This is a genomic window from Dactylosporangium sp. NPDC048998 (genome assembly GCF_043197855.1).
GTDB lineage: Bacteria > Actinomycetota > Actinomycetes > Mycobacteriales > Micromonosporaceae > Dactylosporangium.
In genome coordinates this window covers 141,297-157,164 of sequence record NZ_JBICTV010000020.1, presented here as the reverse complement: position 1 = coordinate 157,164, position 15,868 = coordinate 141,297, and the positions used below count along the sequence as shown (strand labels likewise).

General features: G+C 72.5%; 16 protein-coding genes and 1 pseudogene. 8 read left to right on the top strand and 9 right to left on the bottom strand.

The genetic code is table 11. The annotated features are described in order from the left end of the window. Nucleotides 1-179 (bottom strand): DUF1775 domain-containing protein (locus tag ACGFI8_RS33215; RefSeq protein ID WP_392810779.1); only part of this gene is annotated, 179 nt, incomplete at its 3' end. 155 nt (nt 180-334) lie between these two features. On the opposite strand from ACGFI8_RS33215, the gene ACGFI8_RS33210 reads away from it, so the two are divergent. Together ACGFI8_RS33210 and ACGFI8_RS33205 are read left to right on the top strand one after the other, a co-directional pair. Further along, on the top strand, nt 335-736 hold the full coding sequence (locus ACGFI8_RS33210) for a hypothetical protein (protein WP_392810775.1): 402 nt from the start codon (nt 335-337) through the stop codon (nt 734-736). A 395-nt stretch (nt 737-1,131) separates the two neighbouring features. Continuing rightward, complete coding sequence (locus tag ACGFI8_RS33205) at nt 1,132-3,120, top strand: hypothetical protein (protein WP_392810774.1); 1,989 nt, start codon at nt 1,132-1,134, stop codon at nt 3,118-3,120. Here ACGFI8_RS33205 and ACGFI8_RS33200 read toward each other — a convergent pair. The 5 genes and pseudogenes from ACGFI8_RS33200 to ACGFI8_RS33180 all read right to left on the bottom strand — a co-directional run bounded on the left by ACGFI8_RS33200 (nt 3,060) and on the right by ACGFI8_RS33180 (nt 7,892). Then, nucleotides 3,060-4,205 (bottom strand): HoxN/HupN/NixA family nickel/cobalt transporter, encoded by a 1,146-nt coding sequence (locus ACGFI8_RS33200; protein ID WP_392810773.1) that lies wholly within the window; start codon nt 4,203-4,205, stop codon nt 3,060-3,062. The genes ACGFI8_RS33205 and ACGFI8_RS33200 overlap by 61 nt on opposite strands. Nucleotides 4,206-4,425: 220 nt before the next feature. Beyond that, a pseudogene (locus ACGFI8_RS33195) lies at nt 4,426-4,674 on the bottom strand (Dyp-type peroxidase); the annotation flags it as partial. 59 nt (nt 4,675-4,733) lie between these two features. Continuing rightward, a complete protein-coding gene (locus ACGFI8_RS33190) occupies nt 4,734-5,429 on the bottom strand; it encodes an ABC transporter permease (protein ID WP_392810772.1) in 696 nt (231 codons plus the stop codon). An 85-nt stretch (nt 5,430-5,514) separates the two neighbouring features. After that, a complete protein-coding gene (locus ACGFI8_RS33185; RefSeq protein WP_392810771.1) occupies nt 5,515-6,963 on the bottom strand; it encodes a hypothetical protein in 1,449 nt (482 codons plus the stop codon). Continuing rightward, nucleotides 6,960-7,892 (bottom strand): ATP-binding cassette domain-containing protein, encoded by a 933-nt coding sequence (locus tag ACGFI8_RS33180; RefSeq protein ID WP_392810770.1) that lies wholly within the window; start codon nt 7,890-7,892, stop codon nt 6,960-6,962. The genes ACGFI8_RS33185 and ACGFI8_RS33180 overlap by 4 nt, the downstream gene beginning before the upstream one ends. Before the next feature lie 88 nt (nt 7,893-7,980). On the opposite strand from ACGFI8_RS33180, the gene ACGFI8_RS33175 reads away from it, so the two are divergent. Continuing rightward, complete coding sequence (locus ACGFI8_RS33175; RefSeq protein ID WP_392810769.1) at nt 7,981-8,643, top strand: response regulator transcription factor; 663 nt, start codon at nt 7,981-7,983, stop codon at nt 8,641-8,643. Beyond that, entirely contained in the window at nt 8,640-9,713 is a 1,074-nt protein-coding gene (locus ACGFI8_RS33170) for a sensor histidine kinase (RefSeq protein WP_392810768.1), read from the top strand. The genes ACGFI8_RS33175 and ACGFI8_RS33170 overlap by 4 nt, the downstream gene beginning before the upstream one ends. 228 nt (nt 9,714-9,941) lie before the next feature. Here ACGFI8_RS33170 and ACGFI8_RS33165 read toward each other — a convergent pair whose 3' ends face one another. Both ACGFI8_RS33165 and ACGFI8_RS33160 read right to left on the bottom strand, forming a co-directional pair. Beyond that, nucleotides 9,942-10,454: a hypothetical protein gene (locus ACGFI8_RS33165; RefSeq protein ID WP_392810767.1), complete on the bottom strand. Its 513-nt coding sequence runs from the start codon at nt 10,452-10,454 to the stop codon at nt 9,942-9,944. Between the two features lie 184 nt (nt 10,455-10,638). Then, complete coding sequence (locus tag ACGFI8_RS33160) at nt 10,639-11,067, bottom strand: YybH family protein (RefSeq protein WP_392810766.1); 429 nt, start codon at nt 11,065-11,067, stop codon at nt 10,639-10,641. A gap of 88 nt (nt 11,068-11,155) precedes the next feature. Here ACGFI8_RS33160 and ACGFI8_RS33155 point away from each other — a divergent pair, with 88 nt between their 5' ends. Together ACGFI8_RS33155 and ACGFI8_RS33150 are read left to right on the top strand one after the other, a co-directional pair. Next, nucleotides 11,156-11,527, top strand: a complete 372-nt coding sequence (locus tag ACGFI8_RS33155) for a YciI family protein (protein ID WP_392810765.1) — start codon at nt 11,156-11,158, stop codon at nt 11,525-11,527. Further along, entirely contained in the window at nt 11,515-12,738 is a 1,224-nt protein-coding gene (locus ACGFI8_RS33150) for an RNA polymerase sigma factor (RefSeq protein WP_392810764.1), read from the top strand. Before ACGFI8_RS33155 ends, ACGFI8_RS33150 begins: the two co-directional genes overlap by 13 nt. 274 nt (nt 12,739-13,012) lie before the next feature. On the opposite strand, the gene ACGFI8_RS33145 is transcribed toward ACGFI8_RS33150, so the two are convergent. After that, nucleotides 13,013-13,966: a class I SAM-dependent methyltransferase gene (locus ACGFI8_RS33145; protein WP_392810763.1), complete on the bottom strand. Its 954-nt coding sequence runs from the start codon at nt 13,964-13,966 to the stop codon at nt 13,013-13,015. A 255-nt stretch (nt 13,967-14,221) separates the two neighbouring features. Between ACGFI8_RS33145 and ACGFI8_RS33140 the strand changes: the two genes are divergently transcribed. Together ACGFI8_RS33140 and ACGFI8_RS33135 are read left to right on the top strand one after the other, a co-directional pair. Beyond that, nucleotides 14,222-14,638, top strand: coding sequence for a YciI family protein (locus ACGFI8_RS33140; protein WP_392810762.1), 417 nt, complete (start codon nt 14,222-14,224; stop codon nt 14,636-14,638). Then, nucleotides 14,638-15,852, top strand: a complete 1,215-nt coding sequence (locus tag ACGFI8_RS33135; RefSeq protein WP_392810761.1) for an RNA polymerase sigma factor — start codon at nt 14,638-14,640, stop codon at nt 15,850-15,852. The genes ACGFI8_RS33140 and ACGFI8_RS33135 overlap by 1 nt, the downstream gene beginning before the upstream one ends. The last annotated feature ends 16 nt before the right edge of the window (nt 15,853-15,868 follow it).

The window sequence follows — 15,868 nt, the reverse complement described above, 5'->3', positions numbered from 1 at the left end:
ACGGTGCTGGCGTTGTCCTTCTCGTTCGGCACCCGGAAGGTGACCTTGCTGTAGCCGCCCTGCACGGCCGAGGCGGAGCTGACCGTGACGTGCGCGGACACCGGGCCGGGCAGCGCGAGAGCGGCCGCCGCGGCGGCGAGCACGGCGACGCCGGCACGAAGGAGGACGGTACGACGCATCGATGATCCTTCCAGATCTGTCTGATTGAGCTCAGCGAGATGGCCGACGGGTAGTCGCTGCCACACGCCGGAAAGTTCCCGGACGTCCGCAGGCCGAGGCCGAACGCGCCTGACCATCGCGCCGCCGGTGCAGCTCGGCGTTTGCCGGGGACCCCGTGGACGGTTCCGGCGACTACCTGCCGGACGTCGTGGTCGGCCTGGCCTGGCGGGGCCGGTGCCCCGCCGCGCCGACCTCACCGACGCCCGTGGCGCGCTGGTGGATCAGGTTGGCGGCCAGCGGTCAGCACTTGCAGGACGGCCCGCCGTCCCCGGCCCGCACGGCCGAGGCGGTCCAGCGCGCCACCGGGGTCATCGCCGCACGCCACCGCGGTGACCTCGACGGCGCCGAGGCCCTCCTCACCGCCTTCACCGGCCCGACCGAACAGACCCGGGCGTTCTGCCTGCTTGCCGAACTCGCCCTCGGCCTCGTCCGCTCCCAAACCGGCCAGACCGTGGACGAGCTCGTCCAGGAGCTCAACATCCTCGTGGAACAGGTCCTCCCCGCACCGCCGTCCTGACCCCGCCGCGAGGCGAAGCCGAGCCCGATGCGCCTCACCGGGCCGGCAGTGCGCCCGCTGGTGCAGAATCGGCAAAGGTGGCGGCGCCCAAAGAGGTTGAGGACCATCGCGCTGGGCGCCGCCACGCCAAGCCGGCCCCAAGGCCCACTCAGAGCCGACCACGGCGTCTCGTCGGTGAGGCCGCCCAGCGCGGCGCACACAACATCCCCATCGGGCGGCACCGAACCAGCCTCACCTGATAGGAGTCTCCTGCATTTGCCAAGGGGTTGCAACAACGACGTCGGCGGCGGTACGTCCGGCCCACCCTGGACGAAGTCGAGGCCGCGGTGCGTCCGAGGTACCCGCGCCGGTCCGGCGGCATAGTGGCGGCGGATGCGGGAACAACAATTCCGCGCATGGGTCGAAGAGACAGGAGCGTCATGGTGCTGGTGGACCGGCATGCGCCCACTGCCGTCTCCGGCGCGATCGGCTTGGCCACCGCGGTAGCGGCCCGGCTCACGGGTGGGGGCCGTGATGTGTGGGCGTGCGCAGGCCGCCTGCACATCGAGACGCACGGCGTACACGGCGCCAACGGCGCACGCGTGGCCCGGCGGGTGGAGCGCGCCCTGGAGCGGCATCCGGGAGTGGTGTGGGCGAGGGTGAACGCGCCGGCCTGCCGGGTCGTGGTCGCGCTGACCGATCCGCCACCGCCGCGCCGGGAGGTGGTGGCCCTGGTGGCGCAGGCCGAGTCCGCCCCGACGAGCCTGGACGAGGAGGTCGCCGAGGAGGAGCTGCACCACCCTGCCGAGAGCCCGCGACGTACCGGTGCGCTGGCGAACCTGGTGGTCGACGCGGTCGCGTTCGGGCTGGCCGGCCTTATCAGGGTGGCACCATGGGCGCCGCTGCCGACCGAGTTGGCGGGCCTCGTGTCCGCCGTTGAGCTACATCCACGGTTGCGTGACTTGGCCGCCAGGCGGCTGCACGGGCACGACCGGGCCGAATCGCTGCTGTCCATGGCCGCCGGTTTGGCGCATGCCCTCGCGGCCGGCGGGTCGGGCTTGGTGGTGGATTTCGCCGAACGCATCGGCCGGTGGCAGGAGGCCCGCGCCGATCAGCAGGCGTGGCGCGCGGCGGAGCCACGGCTCATCCGTGGTCCCGAGGATGCCGGGGCTGATCCGATGGTGGTCGAGCGTCCGCGCCCCTTGCCGGACGGCCCGGTGGAGCGCTACCAGCGCCGGATACTCGCCGCCGGCGCCGCCGCGGTGCCGGCAGCTGTACCACTGGTCGGTCTTCGGCGCGCGGCGGCCGTCGGGCTCGCCACACTGCCCAAGGCGACCGAGGCGGGTCGCGCGGCGTTCGCGTCGCACCTGGGCCAGGTACTGTCTCGCAGCGGCGCACTCGTGATGGATCGGGCGGTGCTGCGCCGTCTGGACCGGCTCGACACACTGGTGCTGGACGACACGGTGCTGCGCGGTGGTCACTGGGCGCTGACCGGCCTGGTCCCACTGGCGGGTGTGGACGCCGGCGAGGTGGCCGAGCACGGCTTCGCATTGTTCGGCCCGGAGAACCCTTGGGCGGTACGGCGGGCCGGCGAGTGGACGATGGGCCCGGTCGATCAGCTTGAGCTGCGCGGACGCACCGGGGTCCGGCAGCAGCGCCGGTTGGCCAAGGCCGGCGCCGGAGTGGTGCTGGGCCTGGCCCGGCGGAGGCGGCTGGAAGCCGTCTTGGTGGCCGAGGCGGCCACGGCACCCGACCATGACACCGTCGTCGCCGCGGCCCGCCGCGCCGGACTCAAGGTCGTGCTCGCCACGGATGAGCGGCGACCGCGAGCCGACTACACCGACGCCGTCGTGGACCGTCGCCACGGACTGGTCGGGGTGGTACGCGAGATCCAGGCCGCCGGCGGGGCGGTCATGCTGCTCTCGGGCGATCGGCCGGCACTGGGTACCGCGGACTGTGGGCTCGGCGTACACACGGAGGGCTCACCGCCGCCGTGGGGTGCGCACGTGTTGATCGGCTCCGAGCTCGCGACGGCCGTCCTGCTCGTCGAGGCCGTGGCGGAAGCGCGGCACGTCGACCGGGACGCCATCGTGCTGGCGCAGGTGGCCACCGCCATCGGCACGGTCACCGCACTTGCCGGTCCGCCGGCGCGGCCCTCCGCGCGCAGTTTCACCGCGGTCAACGTCGGCGCCGCGCTGGCCTTCGCCGACGGCCTCTGGCGGGCCCATCACCTGCACATCCGTACGTCTACTGGCGCCACCGCCCGCCGTGGCACCTCGTGCCCTCCGGCGGCCGTCCCTGCCTGGGAACACGGCTCGCCGGCCCGGGCGGCGCGACCGTCGGCTCAGCTCGGCTCCCGGGATGGGACCGCCCAGCGGTCTTCGACCTTGGCCAGGTGCCAGTAGCCGACCGCAGCCGCCCACACCACGACAAACAGACCGACGATGACGAAGCCGACGTTGCCCAGGTCGAGGGAGGCGATCCAGCCGGTGACCGGGTCGGCGAGGCGGAGCTTGTCGTGCAGTACCGTGACCAGCTCGATCGTGCCGATGACGAGCGCGACGGCGACGGACAGGCCGGTGATGGCCAGGTTGTAGTACACCTTGCGGATCGGCTTGGCGAACGCCCACCGGTACGCCACGGCCATGAACGCCCCGTCCAGGGTGTCGAACAGGCTCATCCCGGCGGCGAACAGCAACGGCAGCACGAGTACCGCGTACCACGGCAGCCCGGACGCCGCGCCCGACCCGGCCAGCACCAGCAGGGTGACCTCGGTGGCGGTGTCGAACCCCAGGCCGAACAGCAGCCCGATCGGAAACATCTGACCCGGTCGGGTGATCGAGCGGGTCAGCCGCCGCACCAGCCGGCTCAGCACGCCCCGCGCCGCCAGCCCGGTGTCCAGGCTCGCGGCGTCGACCTCGCCTCGCCGAACCCGGGCGAACAGCCGCACGACCCCGGCCAGCGCCACCAGGTTGAGCGCACCGATGAGGTACAGGAACAGTCCCGACACGCTCGTGCCGACCACGCCCAGGGTCTGATGCAGCCGGGACCCGTCGTCGAGCAGGGCATTGCTGGCCGTGCGCGCACCCACGGCGATCAGGGTCGCCAGCACGACGACCACGGTGCTGTGCCCGAGGGCGAACCAGAACCCGGCCGACACCGGCCGCCGCCCGTCCACCATCAGCTTGCGGGTGGTGTTGTCGATCGCGGCGATGTGGTCCACGTCGAAGGCGTGCCGCACCCCCAGCACGTACGCGGTCACCCCGAGGCCGAGCCCGAACACCGTGCTGCCCACCTGGTACCGCTGCGGCACCACCGCGAGCAGCAGCACACCCCAGGCCAGCACATGCAGCACGGCGATGACACCCAGCAGGCCCACGGTGCGCCACCAGTCACGCCGATCCCACGGCCGCAACCGCCCATCGCCGACGGCATCCGCACCGCGCAGCCCAGCGCCAGCGGCCTGTTGCCGCGACGGCGTTCCGGTCACACAACCACCTTCCGGTCGAGGATCGAGCACAGTTCGCCGACGGTACTGGCCAACCCCGCAGGCAAGGGATCCTCCCCACGCGGCTGAGACATCCGCCATGTCAGCGGTGCGGCGCCAGGCACGCCTCGTCGCCACCGCGGCCGAGGACCCCGCGGGTGACGGCCACCACGTCCGCGCAGTTCAGGTCCCGAAGGATCGCGTCCGCGGCCAGGCCTCTCGCTCATCCGAGCAGGCCCTGGCCGATCCAGCCGCCGGGCTGGCAGCCCGGCGCAACGGCGAACACCGCGGAGCCGATCGGGGTGATCCATTCGTTGAGCAGGTCGGCCTCGGCGAGGTTGCGCTGGATGGGCAGGAACTGCCGAGCGATGTCGCGCTGATAGGCGGCGAAGATGAGCCCGGCGTCGGCGGTGCCGTCCGGGCCGGGCGGCTCGTCGTAGTTGTACGGCCGGCGGAAGATGCGCTGCCGGTCGCTGAGCAGGGCGCGAAGCGACCCCCTGGCGCCGCGGTGCTATGGAGTACATGCATTTCTTATACGTCGCGAAACCTCAGCAGGAGCGCGCCGATCAGCAGTGTCCCGCACGCCCAGGCGACGAGCACGCCCTTACCGGCGGTCATCGGGGCGATACGTTCGAACAGCCGATGCCATTGCGGGTCGGTCACCATTTGGGCGAGGATCGGCGGGAGGTACAGCAGGCCGAGCACTGTGCCGATCGCGACGCCGGAGTCGCGCACGGCGGCGGCGGTGCCGAGGCTGAGGAGCGCGATCAGCACCAGGTAGGCGACCGAGCCGGCGGTGGCGCGCAGGACGGGGCCGTCGGCGAGCGAGAGGCGCGGCAGGAGGGTGCCGGCGACCAGCACAGAGGCGAGCTGGGTGAGGCTCGCTGCCGCGGCGACCGTGACGGCGAGCACCAGCGCCTTGGCGGCCAGCACCACCGCGCGGTTCGGGATCGCGGTCACGGTGGTGCGGATCAATGTCGTGCTGTACTCGCCGCTGACGGCGAGGACGGCCAGCACCGCGACGGGGGCCTGCCCCAGGTACACGCCGCTGAGGGCGAGCCGGGTGGCGTCGGCCCCGCAGCCGTCCCGCGCGCAGTCGGCTGCGGCGGATATCGCGGCGCCCAGCGCCACGGTGACGGCCGCGGTGATCAAAAGCAGCCACGCGGGGCCGGGAGCGGTGCGCAGTTTCGTCCATTCCGCGCGTATCGCGTTCCATGCGGTGCTCACGCCGCCACCTCCGCTTCGCTCCGGCGACGGCGCGAGCCAAAGCTGTTCACATGGTTCGCGGCTCCTCCGCTTCGCTCCGGACCGCTCACGCGTCCCTCCGGCGCAGCAGGACGGCGGCGACCGCGAGGGCGAGAGTGGTGTAGCCGCACAGCACCGCCATTCCGGCCCACGGCGGCAGTGGGTAGTAGCCGTTGGCGGGGGTGTAGATCGTGTCGACCTGGGGGTACCGGATGAGGGTTTGTTGCATTGCCAGCGCGGCGACGGGGGTGACCTCGGTCAGCCACCGTGCCATGGGCGGCGGCATGAACGGGATGAGCGCCAGGAAGTAGGGCAGCACGGTGACGGCGACGACGGCGGTGACCGCGGTGGCGCTGCGCCGCAGGATGGTGCCGACGGCCAGGGCGAGCACGGCGACGACGGCGAGCAGCGCGGCGGTGCCGGCCTCGGCGCGCAGCAGGTCGCCGGGCGGTGCCGGGAACACGTAGATGCCGAGGCCGCGGACGAGCCGCGTCCACAGCGGCACCGCGACCGCGGCGGCGGCCAGGGTGGTGGCGAACGTGACGCCGGCGATCACGACGGCCTTGGCGGCGAGCACGCGGATGCGGCCCGTGCCGGCGCTGAGCGTGGTGCGGATCATCTGGTACCGGTACTCGGTCGTCATCATCAGGGTGGCCACGACGACGATCACGATCAGCGCCGGGAACGTCCCGTAGAGCAGGTCGCTCGGCGCGGCGCCGACGGGCAGGTCGCCGCGCGTGGCGGGGGCGAGGTCGCCGGCACCGGTCACGGTGAACCCGTCGCCGGCCGGCGCGAACCCGCCGGTGACGCCGCGCGGGTAGCCGGCGAAGGTGGCGGTGTGCGCGCCGATCTGGTCGCCGGTCCAGGTCTCGGCGGGCCAGCCGCCGGACAGCTCCGGCTCGCCGAACTCGGCGGTGGCCGCGTCCACGGCCGTGCCGATGCCGTCCACGCGCGGCGGGCAGGCCACGAACAGGCCGGCCCGGACGGTCGCGGGGAGCCCGGGCAGCCGGACGGTGTCGATCTCGCTCCAGGTCGCACCGTCGGCCGAGGCCTCGCCGGTGATCGTGTCGCCGGAGCGGGTCAGCCGCAGCCAGCGCGCCGCGGCCGGCTGCCCGGCGCGGTCGTGGAGGTAGTCGTGCTGCATCCGCACGCCGTGCCCGCCGGTGACCATGACCGCGGCGTAGCGGGAGCCGAGGTCCGGGCCGGCGGTGACGATGAGCCCGGCCTTCGCCCACGGCACGGCCCCGGCTTGCGGTGCACGCGCGGAGGTCAGCGAGGCGACCTGGACGGTGATCCGGCCGTCGCCGGACAGGGGGCGGTGCACGAAGTAGTACCCGTCGCTGACCGCCACGCCGTCCGGCCCGATCGGGACCTGCGTCGATTCGCCGCCCCCTGCGCCGCCCATGCCGAGGACGGGGAACACCAGGATCATCAGGGCCGCGGCGGCGCCGGCGCGCACCCAGGCGGGTACCGATCGGAACTTCGTCCATTCCGCCCGCAGCAGGCGCCGGTTCACCGCGCCGCTCCGTCCGCGGCGGCGCGGTACTCGACGGCGTCGCGGGTCAGGTCGAGGTACGCCTCCTCGAGGGTGGCACGGTGCGGCGCGAGCTCAGAGAACGGCAGCCCGCCGGTGGTGAGCACCGCGACGATCCGCTCGGCGGTGAGATTGCTGATGTCGAGCACGTCCTCGCCCGCGCGGGTCACCTGCGCGCCCGCGGCGGTCAGCGCCGCCGCGGCCGGCTGCGGCGCGCTCGTGCGCACCCGCACCCGGTCACCGGACGCAGCCGCGATCAGGCCGGCGACGCTCGTGTCGGCGATGACCCGGCCGCGCCCGACCACCACCACGTGGTCGGCCATGCCCTGCAGCTCGCTCATCAGGTGGCTGGACACCAGCACGGCCCGTTGCTGTCCGGCGAGGGCGCGCAGGAAGCCGCGCAGCCACACGATGCCCTCGGGGTCCATCCCGTTGAACGGCTCGTCAAGCATGATCGCCGGCGGGTTGGCCAGCAGCGCGGCGGCGAGACCGAGCCGCTGCCGCATGCCGAGGGAGTACCCGCCAGCCGGGCGGCGGCCGGCCGAGGCCAGCCCGACGCGCTCGAGGACCTCGTCGACGCGGCGGCCGTCGAGGCCCTGCGACTGCGCGAGCCACAGCAGGTGGTTGCGCCCGGTCCGCGCCGGGTGCAGCGCGGAGGCGTCCAGCAGCGCGCCCAGGTGCCGCATCGGGCGGCGCAGCGACCGGTACGGCCGCCCGCCGACCAGCGCGCGCCCCGCGTCGGCGGCGTGCAGCCCGAGGATGATCCGCATGGTGGTGGACTTGCCGGCGCCGTTGGGCCCGACGAACCCGGTCACCCGCCCCGGTTCGGCCGTGAACGTCATCCCGTCCAGCGCGGTCGTGGACCCGTACCGTTTCCGCAGCCCCGCGACCTCGATCGTGGCATCAGTCATGCCAAGGGTTTGTACGCCGGAGCCGGTGACAGCCCGGTACGCGACGCTGTGACCGGCCTGTCACCCGGCGCCTGGCATCGTTGACCCCATGAGGGTGCTGGTCGTCGAGGATCACCGCACGCTGAACGCGCTGGTCACGTCGGGCCTGCGCCGCGAGGCGATGGCCGTGGACACGGCCCTTGACGGCCACGCCGCGCTGGAGCAGCTGTCCGCGACCCGCTACGACGTCGTGGTCCTGGACCGGGACCTGCCCGGCGTGCACGGCGACGAGGTGTGCCGCCGGATCGTGGCCGGCGGTTCGGGCGCCCGCGTCCTGATGCTCACCGCCGCCGGCACCGTCCGTGACCGCGTCGAGGGCCTGGGCCTCGGCGCCGACGACTACCTGCCGAAGCCGTTCGACTTCGCCGAGCTGGTCGCGCGCGTGCGGGCGCTGGCGCGCCGCAGCACCCCGCCGCTGCCCCCGGTCCTGGACAACGGCGACCTGACCGTGGACCCCAACCGCCGCGTCGCCTCGCGCGCCGGCCGCCGGCTGGACCTGAGCCCGAAGGAGTTCGCGGTCCTGGAGTACCTGCTCGCGGCGGCCGGCCGCGTCGTGTCGACCGAGGAGCTCCTCGAACGCGTCTGGGACGACGCGACCGACCCGTTCACCACGACGGTGAAGACCACGATCGGCCGCCTGCGCGCCAAGCTCGGCCAGCCTCCGGCCATCCACACCGTCCGCGAGGGCGGCTACCGGATCGGCGAGCCGTGACCCGCCCCCGCCTGCGCACCCGGCTCGCGCTCCTCCACGCTGGCCTAGCTTTCGCCTGCAGCGTGGTGCTGCTCGCCATCGTGGACCTGCCGTTGCTCAGCATCGGCCAGACCACGCACAGGCCGGCACCCGGTGAGCCCGCCGCCGCCGAGACCACCACCAACCTTTTCGAGCTGTTGCGGTACTCCGCCGTCGCCCTCGTCGTCCTCGCCGCGGTCTCGGTCGCCCTCGGCTGGTGGATCGCCAGCCGGGCACTGCGCCCTCTCCACGCGATGACCCTGTCCGCCCGCACCATGTCCGCGGACACGCTGGACCACCGCCTGGCGGTCCCCGCCGCCTACCGCGAGTTCACCGAGCTCGCCGCCACCTTCGACGCCCTGCGCCAGCGCCTGCACGAGTCCTTCACAGCGCAGCGCCAGTTCATCGCGAACGCCTCCCACGAGCTGCGCACGCCACTGACCGTCCAGCGGACCCTCCTCCAGCTGACCCTCGCCGACCCCGACGCCTCGGCCAAGACACTGCGATCCGCCTGCGACGAGCTGCTCGCCCTGGGCGAGCAGCAGGAGCACCTGATCGACGCGCTGCTCACCCTCGCGAGCGGCCATCAGGGGATCTCGCACTGGGAGCGGTTCGACCTCGCCGACCTCACCCGGAGGGTCGTCCTGGACCACCGCGCGGAGGCCTCGCGGCGCGGCATCGGCGTGCGCACAGCGCTCGCCCCGGTCACGGTGACCGGCGATCCGCGCCTGGCCGCAAGCCTGGTCACGAACCTGGTCGACAACGCACTGCGGCACAACGTGCCCGGCGGCATCGTCGAGATCGCCACGGCTCCTTCCGGCCGCCTCACCGTCAGCAACACCGGGCCTGCAATCCCCGCTGCCGAGATCGGCCGCCTCTTGCAGCCCTTCCAGCGCCTCGGGGCGGACCGCACCGATCAGAGCGACGGGCACGGCATCGGTCTGGCCATCATCGCCGCGATCGCCCACGCGCACCGCGCCCCTCTGACCGCCGGCCCACGCCCCGGCGGCGGCCTCCACATCACCGTCGACTTCGCGCTTCCGCGTGCGTAGCGTGCCCCGCCGATAGGCATCGGCCGGCATTTTGTCTCCGGGACGGGGCGGCGCGGGCGATGCCGATGGAGCGGACCACGGCGTTGGGCGACCCCACGGCCGAGGAAGCGTTCCTCCTGTAGCGGCGACCGGCACCGCGCGCTGCACCCGCAGGACCCCGGCGGTGCGGGCCTGGCTGGCCCGCCACGCCGGTGCCACCTGCACAGCAACCGAATCGGCTGCGCCGGTTCAGCTCTTGCGGATCGATACGGCGTTCTGTCCCAGACCGCCGCCGTTCACGTAGATGCATTGGTACGCCGAGACCACGGCAACCAGCACCCAGCCCGCCGGGGCGTCCTGGATGCCGCAAATGACCATACTGGTACCCGACGGCAGTCCGTTCAGGTTCGTGACGACCTGCAGGTTGTTGAACAGCCGGTTGGGGGTCTTGCTGGCCTCGCACGAGAAGGAGTACGACCACGAGGTCGCGTAGAAGCCGCTGGGCGGCGGCATCTGGCACGCGTTCACCCGGCCGCCCGCCGGCGTGCCCTGCACGTCCACGATCGACTTCGCGTTGTAGACAACGCTGCCCGGAGTGCCGCACGTGTTCGAGTCGTAGTAGGCCGTGATCATCCAGCCGGTCGGCGGTGGGGTGTTGAAGCAGATCGTCTGGGACGCGGCCGTGGTGCGCGCGACCGCCGCCTGTGCGGTAGCGGAGATCACGGTCGCCAGCAGCGTCATCGCCACAGCGACCTTGGTCATTACTCTCATGGGTACTCCCGTGCAGATGGAGACCTAGCATCGACATTGATAAATGTAGGCTCAATGCGTGCTTCACACCACCGCCAAACTGCGGTCTCGGCATCGCGGTCCACGACCTCGCCGAGCCTCCGGCTGGGGCCGCCGCCGAGGGGCGTCGGCGGCGGGCCCAGCGCTCCTGATCATCTCAGTCGGTGGGGGTCAGCCCGGTCGAGGCGCGGAACGAGCCGTCCATCTCGAACGGCACCGACTCGTGCTCGTGCGTCACCAGCCAGCGCCCGTCGATGCGGCGCAGGCCCAGCGTCACCCGGAACCACAGGCTGAAGGGCTCGGTCGAGCCGCGAGGCACGGCGGTCAGGCAGTCGAGGCTGGTCGCGAACGCCACGTCGCCGTCCGTGGTGATCTCCAGCTGGGTGACCTCGCGGCGCGGCGGCGCGACGAAGGTGGCCATCCAGGCCTCCAGCGCGGCCGGGTTCCGGCCGTCGCCGGGCTGGCGCAGCGGCGGGGCGAGGGTGTACTCGACGTAGCTGGGCGCGTAGTACGACATGATGGCCTTGGCGTCACCTTGCTGCAGCAGCGCGGCCTTGCCCTCGATGGCTTCCCGGATCTCGTCCATGACAGGTCCTACCTTTCTCTCTTGCCCGGGATGTCGAAGCCAGGCCGGCCGGTTTCGACATCCCGGGCAAGAGAGAAGGAGAGAAGCCGTGAAATACCTGATCCTGATCCAGTCGAACCCGCAGTCGCTGGCCGTCTGGGAGACGCTGACCGATCAGCAGCGGGCCGATTTCGGCGTCGGTCACCTGCGGCTGACCGAGGAGATGCGCGAGGCCGGCGTGCTGGTGGTCAGCGAAGGGCTGGGCGATCCGGCCCTGGCCACCCAGGTCTCGGTGCGTGACGGTAGGACGATCACCTCCGACGGCCCGTACGCCGAGGTCAAGGAGCATCTGGCCGGCTTCTACCTGATCGACGTCGCGGATCTCGACGAGGCGGTCGCCTGGGCCGCGAAAGCGCCGGACGCCGCGTACACCCGGGTCGAGGTGCGCCCGATCCTCGATATGAGCACATGGGAGCTGTGACCGGGCTGCCGGACCTGCTGCGCGAGTGCGCGCCGCAGGTCCTGGCCGCCGTGGTGCGCCGCTACGGCGACTTCGAGGCCTGCGAGGACGCGGTGCAGGAGGCGCTGATCGCGGCCGCCCGGCAGTGGCCGGAGACCGGCGTCCCGCAGCAGCCGCGGAACTGGCTGATCACCGTGGCGAGCCGCCGGCGGGTGGAGCTGCTGCGCAACGAGACGGCCCGCCGCCGCCGCGAGGAGGCGGTCCGCCACGAGCCCGCGCCGCAGGTCCGTGGCGACGACGAGCTGGCGTTGCTGCTGCTCTGCTGCCATCCCGCGCTGAGCGTGCCGGCGCAGGTCACGCTCACCCTGCGGGCGGTCGGCGGGCTCACCACCGCGGAGATCGCCCGGGCGCTGCTGCTGCCGGAGGCCACCGTTGGCCAGCGGATCAGCCGGGCCAAGCAGCGGATCCGCGACACCGGCACCCGGTTCGAGATGCCCGCGCCGGGCGAGCTCGGCGAGCGTCTCACCGCGGTCCGCCACGTGCTCTACCTGATCTTCAACGAGGGCTACACGGCCAGCTCCGGCGACGCCTTGAACCGGGTGGAGCTGACCCGGGAGGCGATCCGGCTGACCCGGCAGCTGCACCGGCGCCTGCCGGACGACGGCGAGGTGGCCGGGCTGCTCGCGTTGATGCTGCTCACCGACGCGCGTCGGCCCTCGCGTACCGGGCCGGACGGCACCCTGGTCCCACTCGCCGAGCAGGACCGGCGCCGCTGGGACGCGGCCGCGATCGCCGAAGGCGTCGCGATCATCACCCACACGCTGGCGCGGGCCCCGATCGGCCCGTTCCAGCTGCAGGCCGCGATCGCGGCGGTGCACGACGAGGCGGCGCGCGCCGAGGACACCGATTGGCCGCAGATCCTCGCCCTGTACGGGATGCTGCACGCACTCGCCCCGAGCCCGATGGTCACGCTGAACCGGATCGTGGCGCGTGCCATGGTCGACGGCCCGGAAGCCGGGCTCGCCGCTCTGGACCAGATCGCCGAGGATCCGGTGCTGGCCCGGCACCACCGGACCGCGGCGGTGCGGGCCCATCTGCTGGAGCTGACCGGCGACCGGGCCGGGGCGCGGGAGCATTACCGGCTGGCGGCGCGGCTCACGCTCAGCCGGCCCGAGCAGCGCTATCTGGAGTCGCGGGCCGCGCAGCTCGGACGCGACTGGACGCCGAGCTGAATCTGGGCTTGATCGATGAGTACGAGTTCGTGGTGCATCCCAGGCTTGCGGGCCACGGGCCGACATTGTTCGCGGGGCTATCGAAGTATGTCGACTTGGAGCTCGTGAGCCGGCTGGAGCTCGCCTCGGGGGCGGTGGCGATGCGGTACGAGCCGAGAAGGTAACCATCGGGCTCGTTAGCCCGAGCCGGCCGGTGTACTTCGCGTTCATCAGGATCGGTGCCGATCTCACACACGCCTCGGACACCGGCTAACGGAAGCCGGAAACCTACGCGTCAAGTGGGTTGGACGTCGATCGGCACGGCTGAAAAGAGCTGCCGCCCGCGTCTCAGGTGTCGATTGAAGCGCAGTCCCGCGTCCGCCAGCGCGGCGTCCAGCTCGTCCGGGCTGAGCCGCCGCCAAGCGACCTCGTGCTCCCAGTTCGGCCCCTTCTTCAGCCGGTACGATATGCGGCCTTGCATTACTGTGCCGTCGAAGGACAGCACCTCGAACGCGGTCGCGTCCGGCGGGTTTTGGCCCGTCCACGAGACCGCCGTGTCGAACCACCACGGCGGTAGCCACCGCGCGATGACCTGACCGGTTGGGCTGACATGGCGCCGGCACGCGGCGAGCAGCGCGGCCCGCTGCCGATCGTCCGCCGTGTTGATGCCGGGGCTCACCACCAGTACTACCGGGAAATCCTCGCCGAGGTCCAGCGTCTCGATGTCGGCTTGGACGGTCCGGGCGACGCGCACCTGGGCCAGCATCTCTGTGGAGTCGTCGACGACGACCACCGGATGGCCCAGCTCGATCAGCCGATGCGCGACAAGGCCACCGGTGCCGCCGAGGTCCAGGATCGCCGCGCCGGGCGGGATGTTGCTGTGGATGAACTTCGGCACTCCGGTCGGCGGGAGCGCTTCGTAGAGGCCGACGGGTCTGCCGTCGGCGGTGACCGGGCCTGACATCGAACCAGCATGCCACCCCGCGGCAGCGCCGTCACCGGACCGCAGCACCGCGAAGTGGCCGCCCAGGGCGTCGTCCCTGGGGAATCCTCTGTGGACGTTGGCACCGCGCGGCACCCCTGCCCGGGGGTCGATCTGCTCGACCACGGCATCCTGGACGCCGAACTGGCCGGCAACCTGCCGATCGTGGTCGACCTCGACACCGGCGAATGCCGGTTCATGGACTTCGATGAGATGCTCGAGTATCGGCGCCGCGGGTCGGCCATCTGACCGCGGCGCCAGCGGCATGGGGCGTCGCATCCGGCAGATCCGTGTGAGCGTCGCCGCCTTCCAAAGCTGCGACGATAAGCTTTCGGATCAGCATGGCGTCCGCGTCAGCCATCGCTCAGGGCCAGGTCTGACGGGCGCAACGCGGGTCGGACGGATTCGGCTGCGTCGCGGCGAGAGATTCTCCGGGGCCGTGTCGATCCGCGGGCCGCTCGTTCGACGTGTGGGTGCGAGTGCGAGGGCCGAGAGGCGGTCCCGCCGGACGAGGAGAACACGATGCCGAAGTACATGCTGATCATGCGGGGCACCGATGAGTCGAACGCGGCCCTGATGGCCGGGTTCGAAGAGTCGGCGGCCAAGACGTACCACTACATCGAGGAGCTGGTCAAGGCCGGCGTGTTCGTCGCGGCCGAAGGGCTGGACGATGCGGGCCAGGGCGTCGTGGTCGACTTCAGCGGCGAAGCCCCGGTGGTCACGGACGGGCCGTACGGAGAGACCAAGGAACTGTTCGGGGGCTACTTCCTGCTCGATGTCGCCTCGAAGCAGGAGGCGGTCGAGTGGGCCAAGCGGGTCCCGGCGGTCACCGGGTCCAAGATCGAGATCCGACGGGTGGCCGGGGACGACGAGATGCCGCAGGACACCGCGGGGTCCGTCGAGGAACGGGCCGGGAGCGAGAGCACCGGCCGGATCTGATGGGTACGGCCGACGTCGAGGCCGTCTGGCGGATCGAGTCGGCGCGGATCGTCGCCGCGCTGACCCGGTTCACCGGCGATTTCGGGCTGGCCGAGGATGCCGCCCAGGAGGCGGTGGCCGAGGCGCTGGTGTCGTGGCCGCTCACCTCTCCGGCCAATCCGGCCGGCTGGCTGATGGCCACGGCCCGGCGGCGGGCGATCGACGCGATCCGCCGCCGGACCGCCCTGCAGGACCGATACGCCCTGCTGGCGGCTGACCCGGTGGTCGACGAGGACATCGACCCCGACCGGATCGACGACGACATCCTGGCGCTGATGTTCGTCAGCTGCCACCCGGTGCTCTCCCCCGAGGCCCGGGTGGCGCTGACCCTGCGCGTGGTCGGCGGCCTGTCCACCGAACAGATCGCCCGCGCGTTCCTGGTACCCGTGCCGACCGTGCAGGCCCGCATCACCCGGGCGAAGAAGACGATCGCGGCGGCCGGGGTGCCGTTCGAACTGCCGCCGGCCGATGAGCGCCGGGAACGGCTGGGCGGCGTGCTCAGCGTCGTCTACGTGATCTTCACCGAGGGGTCGACGGCCACGTCGGGCGACCGGCTGCTACGCCCCGGCGTCGCGTACGAGGCGATCCGGCTGGCCCGCACGCTGGCCGCGCTACAGCCGGACGAACCGGAGGTGCACGGTTTGCTCGCGCTGTGCGAGCTGACGGCCGCGCGCTTCCCGGCCCGGACCGGCCCGGACGGTTCGCCGATCCTGCTGGCAGACCAGGACCGGCGGCGGTGGGACTTCTCGGCGATCCGCCGCGGGCTGGCCGCGCTGGCCAAGGCATCGGCCCGCGGGCTCGGCCCCTACGGCCTGCAGGCTGCGATCGCCGCCGCCCACGCGTCGGCGCCGTCGGTGGAGGCGACCGACTGGGACCGGATCGTGGTGCTCTACGAGGCGCTCGGCCGGGTCGCGCCCTCGCCGGTGGTCGAGCTCAACCGGGCCGTCGCCGTGGCCATGGCCTCGGGTCCGGCACAAGCCCTGGCCATAGTGGACGAACTGATCGCCTTGGACCGGCTCCCCGGTTCACATTTGGTTCCGACCGTACGCGGTGAGCTGCTGGCCCGCCTCGGTCGGCGAGCGGAGGCGCGCGCCGAGCTGGAGCTGGCGGCCCGGCTGTGCGCCAACCAGCACGAACGCTCAGTGCTGCTGCGCAAGGCGGCCGCGCTGGGCTGACTTCTCCAGCGCGACC